This is a genomic window from Paraburkholderia sp. RL17-381-BIF-C, assembly GCF_046026435.1.
Lineage (GTDB): Bacteria > Pseudomonadota > Gammaproteobacteria > Burkholderiales > Burkholderiaceae > Paraburkholderia.
This window is the reverse complement of record NZ_JARESX010000137.1, coordinates 1-9,550: the sequence shown is the minus strand read 5'-3', so window position 1 is coordinate 9,550 and position 9,550 is coordinate 1. Positions and strand designations below refer to the sequence as shown.

General features: G+C 57.9%; 12 protein-coding genes and 1 tRNA gene. 6 read left to right on the top strand and 7 right to left on the bottom strand.

Annotated elements, in window-relative coordinates; translation table 11 throughout:
• The coding region (locus P0D70_RS35765; protein ID WP_408187989.1) for a 3'-5' exonuclease family protein at positions 1 to 291 on the bottom strand (291 nt) is incomplete at its 3' end.
• A gap of 140 nt (positions 292 to 431) precedes the next feature.
• On the opposite strand from P0D70_RS35765, the gene P0D70_RS35760 reads away from it, so the two are divergent.
• The 3 genes from P0D70_RS35760 to P0D70_RS35750 all read left to right on the top strand — a co-directional run bounded on the left by P0D70_RS35760 (position 432) and on the right by P0D70_RS35750 (position 3,916).
• Positions 432 to 734, top strand: a complete 303-nt coding sequence (locus tag P0D70_RS35760) for a HigA family addiction module antitoxin (protein WP_408187988.1) — start codon at positions 432 to 434, stop codon at positions 732 to 734.
• Positions 727 to 1,029, top strand: a complete 303-nt coding sequence (locus P0D70_RS35755) for a hypothetical protein (RefSeq protein WP_408187987.1) — start codon at positions 727 to 729, stop codon at positions 1,027 to 1,029. The genes P0D70_RS35760 and P0D70_RS35755 overlap by 8 nt, the downstream gene beginning before the upstream one ends.
• Positions 1,030 to 1,417: 388 nt before the next feature.
• Complete coding sequence (locus P0D70_RS35750; RefSeq protein ID WP_408187986.1) at positions 1,418 to 3,916, top strand: KfrB domain-containing protein; 2,499 nt, start codon at positions 1,418 to 1,420, stop codon at positions 3,914 to 3,916.
• 985 nt (positions 3,917 to 4,901) lie between these two features.
• Here the strand turns inward: P0D70_RS35750 and P0D70_RS35745 are convergent.
• Together P0D70_RS35745 and P0D70_RS35740 are read right to left on the bottom strand one after the other, a co-directional pair.
• A complete protein-coding gene (locus tag P0D70_RS35745; RefSeq protein WP_408187985.1) occupies positions 4,902 to 5,498 on the bottom strand; it encodes a hypothetical protein in 597 nt (198 codons plus the stop codon).
• Between the two features lie 125 nt (positions 5,499 to 5,623).
• Positions 5,624 to 5,803 carry a hypothetical protein gene (locus P0D70_RS35740; RefSeq protein ID WP_408187984.1) on the bottom strand — a complete coding sequence of 60 codons (180 nt, stop codon included), beginning with the start codon at positions 5,801 to 5,803 and terminating at the stop codon, positions 5,624 to 5,626.
• Positions 5,804 to 5,821: 18 nt separating this feature from the next.
• Between P0D70_RS35740 and P0D70_RS35735 the strand changes: the two genes are divergently transcribed.
• The 3 genes from P0D70_RS35735 (at position 5,822) to P0D70_RS35725 (ending at position 7,192) form a co-directional block, all read left to right on the top strand.
• Positions 5,822 to 6,379: a hypothetical protein gene (locus P0D70_RS35735; RefSeq protein WP_408187983.1), complete on the top strand. Its 558-nt coding sequence runs from the start codon at positions 5,822 to 5,824 to the stop codon at positions 6,377 to 6,379.
• A 360-nt stretch (positions 6,380 to 6,739) separates the two neighbouring features.
• Positions 6,740 to 6,807, top strand: a tRNA-Ala gene (locus P0D70_RS35730).
• 13 nt (positions 6,808 to 6,820) lie between these two features.
• A complete protein-coding gene (locus P0D70_RS35725; RefSeq protein WP_408187982.1) occupies positions 6,821 to 7,192 on the top strand; it encodes a hypothetical protein in 372 nt (123 codons plus the stop codon).
• A gap of 364 nt (positions 7,193 to 7,556) precedes the next feature.
• Here P0D70_RS35725 and P0D70_RS35720 read toward each other — a convergent pair whose 3' ends face one another.
• The 4 genes from P0D70_RS35720 to P0D70_RS35705 all read right to left on the bottom strand — a co-directional run bounded on the left by P0D70_RS35720 (position 7,557) and on the right by P0D70_RS35705 (position 9,292).
• Entirely contained in the window at positions 7,557 to 8,009 is a 453-nt protein-coding gene (locus tag P0D70_RS35720) for a hypothetical protein (RefSeq protein WP_408187981.1), read from the bottom strand.
• Between the two features lie 24 nt (positions 8,010 to 8,033).
• The gene (locus tag P0D70_RS35715; protein ID WP_408187980.1) at positions 8,034 to 8,363 is read right to left on the bottom strand and encodes a hypothetical protein; all 330 of its coding nucleotides are present in this window, start codon (positions 8,361 to 8,363) and stop codon (positions 8,034 to 8,036) included.
• Positions 8,364 to 8,571: 208 nt separating this feature from the next.
• A complete protein-coding gene (locus P0D70_RS35710) occupies positions 8,572 to 8,877 on the bottom strand; it encodes a hypothetical protein (protein WP_408187979.1) in 306 nt (101 codons plus the stop codon).
• A 112-nt stretch (positions 8,878 to 8,989) separates the two neighbouring features.
• The gene (locus P0D70_RS35705; protein ID WP_408187978.1) at positions 8,990 to 9,292 is read right to left on the bottom strand and encodes a hypothetical protein; all 303 of its coding nucleotides are present in this window, start codon (positions 9,290 to 9,292) and stop codon (positions 8,990 to 8,992) included.
• Positions 9,293 to 9,550: the final 258 nt, after the last annotated feature.

Sequence of the window (9,550 nt, the reverse complement as noted above, 5' to 3'; positions counted from 1 at the left end):
GAGCAGGAAGTGCCAGTCGGTTTCCGAGTCGCAGGCAACTTTGACGGCACGCGGGGCGTGCTCCAACCACGCATGGAGTTCGACGCGGGCCTCGGCGCGCGGCATACGTGGGCCGTTGAGCACTGGAATCACTTCGCGCTTCACGAACGCGGTGCAGTCGTCGAGTGTCCACGTGTCTGTCAGCTCGACGTAGAACTCGCGCCGGCCATCCTCAGCCACGAGTGCAAGGCTGATGAGCTTGGGCCGCATTTGACCAAAACCGGTGTACTCCGTGTCAAGAAACAGCAACATGGCTTTTTGTCCCGAGTCGCCGGCGTTACCGTTGGCCGGCTTTTTTCTGACGTTGGAAAAACAGCTTTATCGGAAACGCCCGATCACTATAACGCTTGACGACCGCTTTGTAACGTGTAACGTTACGATAACAAAGAGGAGTGCAGCACGTGACATCGGACTACCGTCACCCTGGCGAGCAGTTACGCCCTAGGCTTACAAAGGCTCGGCTGTCCGTGACCGTAGCAGCGCAAGCACTTGGTGTGACCCGGAAGTGCCTTTCTGAGCTGCTGAACGGGCGATTTGGCGTAAGTCCTGAGATGGCACTAAGGCTTGCCGCAGGATTTCCCGACACAACGCCAGAGTTCTGGCTCGGTTTGCAGATGCGCTGGGAGTTACAGGTGGCCCGCGAGAAGCTGGGCCCGCTCGACATCAAACCGCTCATGGAGAAAGGTCATGATTGAAGGCAATTTGCCACCGTTGGCGATCGCATCAAAGGTCCTCGCGCCGGCTACCCTTGCGGCGATCCGTCGCCATCCATATCACCTCGTGGCGTGGCGCATTGCCGATCGCTGGGCGTTTAATCAGCCCGAGCGCTTACAGGCCCTTGAAGCTGAAGGCGAAATCATGGTGCTGATCCGTCTGCTCGAGCAGCAGCAACTCGAGGATGAGGCGCTGCTCGACTCGGTGGACGAGCAGCGCGCCGGCGTGTCGTCCACCGAGATCCTTCAGCAGCGTGACATCAACCCGGACCTATGACGTGGCTGGGACATGGCGCGGACCACTCGCCATTATCTCCATCGTGTCGTCGACTGTGTCGGTATTCCCAGACGGAGTCGCGTCGTTGTCGCCGAGATCGACCGCAGCGTTAGCGGCATCGATTACGCGTTTGTCCGCTCTACCGTGTATAGGATCATGCATGAAAGCGCCTACGCAAATGTCCACCGCATCTTCTACGTGAGCGTCTACTGCAACGTCTACTGTTTTGCGAAGAACTTGTAGGACAGGATAGGGAATGTATATACGCGACAAGTCGCGCATATAGACCGGCTCAGCGCGCTCGGTTACCTGCGGCACCCTTCGCGCGTTGGGCCTTTCCATTGAACTCAGGGCTGCGCCCCGAGACCCGTACTTCAACGAAAAAAAGATGGCAGGAAAGAGTGAAGCGGCGAAGAGTGTTTCGATTTGCCTGCGCATGACGGCGGAGGACAAGGCGGCCATCGAGGCGAAGGCCCGCGAGAGGAAGCTGACCGAGCATCAACACATCGTCGCGATACACGCGAACACCGATAACCTGCACGCTCACATCGAGGTCAATCGCGTCCATCCGAAGACGTTCTGCGCGTTCGATCCGTACCGCGATTATCTGACGCTCCATCGTGCCGCACGCGAAGTGGAGATTCGGTATTACTGGCGTCACGACAACGGCGCTTTCAACGTCGTTGAAATCAACGGCAAGAAGCACATCGTGCGCAACGATGACTACGTTGATCCCGACATGGTGCCCACCTGTCCCGGCGCAAACCGGGCGGAGGTGTGGTCCGGCGAGCAGTCGCTGGAGACGTGGTGTAAAGGCGAGCCGGCCACGGACCTGAAGCGCGTACTGAACGATGCGAAGACGACGGGCCGGCAGGACGTGCATTGCGTGCTCGCGCTGCACGGCTTGGAATTGCGCGAGGCCGGCGGAGGCGGGCTGAAGGTCGTGGATGCCAGTGAAGACGTGCCGGGCAAGCGCGGCAAGCCGCTGGCTGTCAGCGCCTCGGCGGCGTTCAGGTTTCTCAAGCGCAAGCCTCTCGAGGGACGTTTCGCGGCGTTTGAGCCACGCTCGAGCGAGCTGAACGTCGAACCCAAGCGAACCTATCAGCGTGATCCACGCAAACGGCTCGAGTCCCGGCTCGCGCGCAAGGCCTTGCGCGATGAGCTGCATGCCCGGTTCAAACTCGAGCAGAAAGTTGCACGCGATCTGCAGGCGGAAGCGCGCAAGCTGTTGATGCCCTTCGCGGCCGACGATCGCGAACGGTACCAGAACCTGCACGAGCGCTATGCGCAACAGCGGGCTGCGATCCGCCACAATGCGTCGCTTACGCCCACGCAAAAGCAGCAGGCCTACATGCTCGCAAAAATAACGATGGTGCCGGCCCTGCCACAAGACAGCGATCCCTACGTGAGGACTTTGCCGAGCTGGGCTGGCGTGTCGCGAAAAATGGTTGTGTTACCTACGAGTTTCCATGGCGATGCGGCTTTTCGCGACGAGGGCAGGCGGGTAACGTTCGGTCAGAAGGGTGTTTCTGACGATGCCCTGCTGCTGAGCCTCCGCTACAGTGCGGAGAAGTGGCAGGACGGCATTGGCATAGCCGGTGGAGATTTTGCGTTCAAGGGGCCCGTCGTTCGGATGGCGGTCGAACACGGGATCACTATCCAGAACACCAAGCTACGCGAACTGAAGAATCAGATTCAAGATGAGAGAGAAGCGGTCAGATCGATGTCGCGCGGGACGCAGGTGAACACGTATACGTCACATCCGCCTGCACCCGCAGTGAGCAGCAACGGCGATGACATCGAGGCGTTGGTCCGCAACCTCGATCACCGCGCCCATCTTTCGCATGCAATCGCAGAAGGCGAGCGCTACGTGGGACCTGTGCTCGTTGAGAACGCTCATTTCCTGGTGCAGGAGATCGGTCAACACCGGTGCGCGTTGCACGAGCGCCGTGCATTCGCCAGTACCCCAGCGCAAGGTCAACCGGTCATCGTTCGGTATCAAGGCGGCCAGGGGACGGCGCAAGCGACAAAAATGGGCGCAGGTCGCCAAAGTCGGGAGGAGAAGAGGAACACAATGGCAACGCCGAAAACGATCAAAAAGAACAACATAGAGATCGCACGCCAGAAGCTGCTGGAGGCAATATACAGCGAGTTGGCGGATGATCGCTTTCTGAAGAAGGAGGCGGTGAAGCAATTGCTAAGCACCTTGATCGCCGCGCGCGAACGGGGCATGGCCTTCGATACGATCGCCAGGATTCTGCAAGATGCCGGTCTTGACCTGCCAGCGCTCACGCTTCGCACTTACTTTTTCGATCTGAAGAGGCGGGCGGAATCGACTATGGAAGTGTCGCGACACGTGAAAAAGGTTGCCCAGGCGCGTGCAGCGATACAGCGGCAGGTTCTGGATCGGCACGTGGAGCACGCGCATAGCGTGGTCGCCGAACATGCGCGTCAAATGCCATCCGCGCCGAGGCTTGTCAACGCCGATGCGGAGGAACCGCGAAGCAACGAGGAAGGTTCCTGGCACGCAGTCAATGGCCATGCGGCGCAGAAGCTTTCGATGACGCGCAGCAACAATGGCGCAGCCGGCCCCCATGAATTTCCAACGTCGGAAGTCCGCATTCCGGCCACTACGCTGCCTGATGACAGCGTGCAAGTGTTGACGCTGGAAGCAATCGAGAAGGTCAGTCTGTTGGCGCTCGATCGGACAGAGCTTGAAGAAGATGTGGAGCTGCGTGGCGACAAGGTCTACTACGCCACCGGGCGTCCGTTTCGGGGCACACTCACAAGGCGCCAGGTTCACCTTCTGCGAACAGTCGGACGCTTGATCGCGCCGACGAAGGGGGAGTCCAGTCGCGACTTCTTGGTCACGCCAACGAAGCTCTAAACGGGCGCCTATCTGGCGCCGTCTATGGCTGCCGTGCGGTCGTGCGTCATGCATCGTCCCTTCGGCATCTAGTAGTCCTTGAACAGGAAAAATCAATACCGTGCCTAGTTTAGTCATCGTGGCTATGCCCCGAGTGTTGAAAGGTGACGCATAGTGGCCCACGCTTCCATGTTCAGGGCGCGAGTGCGATGATCTTTGTCTCTCAGGTTCCGGCGCGGCTCTCCGAATAAACGGAACCCTTCGGTCAGCAGCGGTGTCGGCCTCTTTTCAACAGGGCGCGAGCGCGAAGGTGACGTTTTGTGGCCCAATCAATGATCTCAGCTGGTTTTCTGACGTTGGAAAAAACCATTGACGGCTAGCGTGTCCATTCGCCCCTGAGAGCCGGCTGATACTCGAGGCCGTCGACGCCTCTGACGGAAGCAGCATCTAACGCCCGGACGGCTGCATCGAGTTTGCCGCGTTCCGGGCGGGAAAAGACGATGCGCGCGAGGCAGACGGCCGCTCCGATTGCGAGCGCGACGCGGACTAGCTTGTGCTCGAGCCTGGCAGGCCCCACTCAGATCTGTCAGAGCCGACCCAAAGCAGTCGGTGGTCGCGCTCCAGTCGTGGCGTCGCGGGGGCACGGCGTGCCCCGCAACCTCGTCTGGTAACTGCGTCGGCGGTGGTTCTCAGTAGGGCTTTCTGATCATATAGACGCCGAGCAGTTCGGCCTCGATGCCACGCGCCGTGTCGGGCTCCGGAAGACGCTCGACCTGAGTCCCGGCCCAGCGTTGGAAAGATGGACGGCATCGCTGCCAACACGTCGATCCGCGTCAACTGTGACGCCGCGGGGAATTGACAGTGTCACTTCGTGATCACGTGCCCGCTTGGGTTTTACTGCGGCCGGCAATGCTTCTGCACTCGTCTATCGGGCCTCGGGCAGCGCGTGTTCATTGAACTCCGGCACCGGGTATCGACGAGAACTCCAGCGCGGACATGGCGCAGTTCATCGAGCCGTATAGAAGCATAGAGCCTCGATAGCCCGCACGTCTGACACGTCGTACCCGAACGCATTCCGCGCCCACTGCCGAGCCTTTTGCTTGAGCTTTGCAGCCACGGCGGCAATAGCGGCCATCCACTCAGAATACCGGGTCAATCGGATGCCGCTAGTGGCTAATTTGGATGGAGTATCAGGCCACAGCCACGATTCGAGAGTCGCGTCCAGTATCGGTGCCTGCTCTGGCTTGTAGCAATGGGTGAATTTGCTGCCAGCCACAAGGGAATTTGATAGACAGCATGCCGCCACTGGAATTATGTCGCTTACGGGTGCGCCTTCATTCAGAAGGCTGGGCAGCTTGGCCAGGTTGCTGGGAATGTAGCTCTTTACTGTCTTCGGCATCCATGCATACATGGCACTCATTGCCAAGATAACCGTGTTGGTAGTCCACGCGCGATTTTCTGTAATATGAGCGAACTCAGCCACCCAGTGCGGATAGCTGAATACGTAAAAGTCCTTCTGCTGCCTCGCATCCACGGGCGTATCTCTAATGCGCTGTTCGATGGTCCGTCGGAGGGTAGCAACGTTCTGTTCATTGATTTCCATGGTGGCTCAGCTGTATCTATGTTGCGCTTTTTCACCTGCGACGCGTTGGCCCAGCTTAAGTCAAACATGGGTAGAACAGGCAAGCACTTTTTCACGCTGAGCACAGAGGGGGGCACTGAACTAAATCAAGAGAAATCAAAGCGAGCGGGCTGGCTTCGACTTCGGCTCGTCCCAAGCAATGGCACAAGTCCGATCAGGCCGAAGAGCACGGCCGCCGCAATGGCGACGAGGATGCGCCTGGAAAAACTGATGTCCGCTGCATTTGTTGCGGCAACGCTTTCGACGACCGTGGGAACAAGGCTCATGGTTATTCCTAGGCCGACGTGGAACAAAGCGATTGCTATGAAGAATTTGGAGGCGATGCCGTTAAACTGTATTTAAAGGGCGTTGCAATGGACATCGTTCGCTTAGAGAATGCAACCGGGATTGCGTCGCTAATCGCGGCCATTGGCATATTGATTGGCGTCAAGTTAGCAAAGCCTTACCATCTGACAACCTTGCTCGTCGGCCTGTCGCTAATAGCTTTCGCAGTTATGAGCGCTTCAACGTTCTCGAACTACGAAGTGATGGCGAAGCTACTCAACGCCCGTCACAGGATAAGCGACGACGCTCTCCAAGAAGGTCTGCGGGTCAATAATCTTTGGGTGCTTATTTATCCGGCACTCATCGGCGCGTTGGGAGTGAACTTGCTGACGTCATGGCTTCAATCGAGAAAGCCCGCGGAGGACAAAGATTCGATCGAAACGGCGGTGCTGCAGATAATTGCTGAACGAAGCGCTACCATGCGCGAGTATGCGATACCGGACGAGCTGCCGTTGCGTGCGCGTCCCTTGCGGCGGCCACGGGAAAACGTTAGGGCCATGTTGCGGCGGAAGCGCTGATAGATAGGTCTAAGACGCGGACCCCGTGCGATCATGCTTAACGCTATTGAGACACGCACCCCTCCGACTATCGACTACCTGTCGGCGTTGCCGGAGGAGGTGGGCTGTGTCGCCGCAGGCATCGGTGCTGAGGTGGCACGGATCGACAACGAGCTCTCGGCGCTTGACGTCTCCGAAGGGAGGGCGGTGTCCATTCCATCTCGGCCGGACTGCGCCTGACGGCGGCCGGTCCCTGTCGGTGATCGCGAGGCCGCTTTTGTTTTTTGTAGGTATATGAGGCGTTACGCAGTGGGAAAAAACTGTCATTCCCAAATCGGGCATGGGATGGATTACGATTAACGCGCACTGCGCCTGATGGGAGGATGGCTCAAATGGGAGAGCGCGGCGTTCGCAACGCCAAGATCGGGGGTTCGACCATCCTTCCTCCACCGGACACGGTTCATGACCATAAGCCCCGAACTGGCTGAAGAACTGCGGCGGATGGCCCTTCTCAAGGCCGACCAGCGGCGGCAGAAAGCCATCTGGCAGGAGCTGCGCGAACTGCGGGCCAACCTGCACCCGATTGATCGCGCGTGGTCCAATACGCGGCTCGCCCTGAAACAATACGAGTGGGATTACACGCACGTGGTCCCGCAACTTCAGGAGCGGGAGGCCCAGCTGCTGGATGAGATGCGCCCGTTCCTCCGGCAGATTGACGCGCTGGAGAAGGGGGCTCGGCGGCTGGACCGCAAGATTCGCAAAGCGCAGCAAGCTAGTGGGCGCACGCCGGCAGGTCCGGCCGGATCGAGCGCACGTACGCCTGCAAGCCCTTGAGCTTGTCTATTTCCCGTCGGGCATCACGGGCAACCCGAAAACGCGGGTGTCGAGTGCTAGTCAAGAAAACGGTCGATTTGTGAACAGGTGCAAGTTGAGGTTCTAAAGAGAGTGGGTTGTTGACTTTCGTGTAAAGCATCCCGTCAATCTTTCAACGTATCACAACCGTCCACTAATCAATGGATCAAGTGCAGAGGTGTGCGGGGCGGTCATCGGGCCATCGGGAGAAGAACGAGGCGCCGGAACGTTATTTCGCCTCGCCTAGTCTGCGCCACAGCGTACGGTCGTGGCATGCACATCAGGTTTTATGTCCAGTTCGCCAGTACAGCCCGGTGATCTCGGAGCCACGGATGTTGGTCCTGTGCTAGCGCATTACCGAGATCGTCAGTTTCCACATGAACTCGCTAGAGCATGGCGGCGCTACACGTCGCCTCCCGTGGTTGAAGACGCGAGGTGAAAGTCGTTCAATGGCAACCTTGAATCCGTCAAAATTCAGATCATATTCGATGGCACCTTCAACGCGGGTCAGCGTCTTGTCATCCCATACTTGCCAGTCCGGGCTAAACGTGCGCAAGCTCATGTAAACGGTTTTTTTGTCCCGGCCGACAATATTCCACGCCAACGCGTCCGCGAGATCGAAGGATGGATTTTCTGTTGTGCGGGCGATTCCGGGCCAGGTGGAATAGAACTGTAGCCGACATAGCGGCGGCCAGCTAAAGCCCTTGGGTTCTATGCCTTCTGGAAGCAACAGGTCATGGGGAAAGGCGTTATGCCTCACCCGATGCTTTAATGCGCAGACCGACCCGGCAACCCTCATACTGCTGCCTTCTTCGAAAGTTACCTAAATCCATTGGCTCGTGGACGACTCTATGTCAACGACGGACTGCAACTGGTCCTCGTCAAGCAGGCAAATGGTCGATTCACCACACACGAGAGCAAACCAGATTTCATAGTCTGCGCGGTCACTCAGCACTGCCAGATCCTCAGGGCGCACGGTAAAGCGCCAAGTCCCGTTGCCGGTGGTCGCGTACTTGATGAGAAGCCGTTTGTTGTCGTTGATTTGAAAGTAGCCTTCCTTGCCGTCTACCCCGTGGACATGGGTGAGAACCGGATAGCCCGCGATCTGCGCCAATGCGGCGCCGTAGTAAAAATCCCCGATTCGCAGTTTCATTTTTTCTCTTTAGTGTGAACTGACTCGATGCCCCGTGCGGCAGCTTTGGTTGGTCGGTTGGTTTCGCGCGGTCGTTACTCAGGACTTCGCGAGCATCGATCGACACTCACTTCCCTGCGAATGCCTGATCGCGGCAGCTACCCTTTCGCTGGGCAGCCGTTGTCGCCCTGACGTGCGACGACGGCTGCTCGGCCATAGATGGATAGAGTTACACCGCACCTTTGTCTGAGCCGGTGCGGGCATCGTAGCGACGTGATTTCCCGTTTCCGTAGCTAAGGATGATGATTCCTCCGGAAATGTTGCATCCTGCGACATCGGATGCCCCTACGCTTCCCTTGTCGGAACCGGTGTTGGCGTCATACCGTCGGGCCTTACCATTGCTATACACGATGACAATGTGCTCCCCGTCGCTCGCCGCGGCCTTGGCGTTGGAAGCGCCGACGGTTCCTTTATCCGACCCTTTCGAATCAATGCGACGGGCATGCCCGTTTTTGATAACAACAGCGTTTCCCACGTTGTAGCTCTCCATCCCCTATTGAAATTGCCAGCCACAGCGGGGTAACCGTGTGATGGCATGCGCCGATTCACCGGTGGTGATCGCGATTGCCCGCTTATCAGCTATCCGGTCAGGCTGCTAGTTCGTCCAGCGTGGTTTGCGAATGGTCAAACATTTCCTCGTACTCGCGAACTAGGCGCACACCGCCCAAACCGGAGCTCGTGTTGCCAAATACCTTTAACGGCAACGGAGTATCAAAGCCGCGGTGCTCGCACATCACGGCCCAACGACTGGCGATGTCACGCCACGGCGCTTTTGTGATTTTGGCGACGCGGTACCAGCCATAAATCTGCGCCCACGAAATGAAGGTCGATCCGGTGAGGAGCAACTCTTCCAGTTTTGTCTCCAGCTGAACCTGCTGAAATATTTCCATCTGACCCTCCTTTTAAGATGCTGTTATCTTATAGATATGTAGTTAAAAAAACAAGAGAGTATTAATTTTTTATAGGATGTTTGTTTTGTTTTGGAATGCTGAGGGGCCAGAAGCTTTATGTATGTGTGATAATGTCCTTTATCATATATTGGCGCGTGGCCTGGGGGTGGCCCGGTGGGGCGCCCGGGGGCCCCCCGGGGGGGGGCGGGGGTGGGGGTAAAAAAAAACCCAAAAAATTTGGGCCCCCCGGAAAAAGGG

Excerpts from the sequence above, each read along its gene's own strand:
- P0D70_RS35750 (WP_408187986.1), top strand. The coding sequence starts at position 1,418 with ATGGCAGGAAAGAGTGAAGCGGCGAAGAGTGTTTCGATTTGCCTGCGC.
- P0D70_RS35745 (WP_408187985.1), bottom strand. The coding sequence starts at position 5,498 with ATGGAAATCAATGAACAGAACGTTGCTACCCTCCGACGGACCATCGAA.
- P0D70_RS35740 (WP_408187984.1), bottom strand. The coding sequence starts at position 5,803 with ATGAGCCTTGTTCCCACGGTCGTCGAAAGCGTTGCCGCAACAAATGCA.
- P0D70_RS35705 (WP_408187978.1), bottom strand. The coding sequence starts at position 9,292 with ATGGAAATATTTCAGCAGGTTCAGCTGGAGACAAAACTGGAAGAGTTG.
- P0D70_RS35755 (WP_408187987.1), top strand. The coding sequence starts at position 727 with ATGATTGAAGGCAATTTGCCACCGTTGGCGATCGCATCAAAGGTCCTC.
- P0D70_RS35715 (WP_408187980.1), bottom strand. The coding sequence starts at position 8,363 with ATGAAACTGCGAATCGGGGATTTTTACTACGGCGCCGCATTGGCGCAG.
- P0D70_RS35720 (WP_408187981.1), bottom strand. The coding sequence starts at position 8,009 with ATGAGGGTTGCCGGGTCGGTCTGCGCATTAAAGCATCGGGTGAGGCAT.
- P0D70_RS35725 (WP_408187982.1), top strand. The coding sequence starts at position 6,821 with ATGACCATAAGCCCCGAACTGGCTGAAGAACTGCGGCGGATGGCCCTT.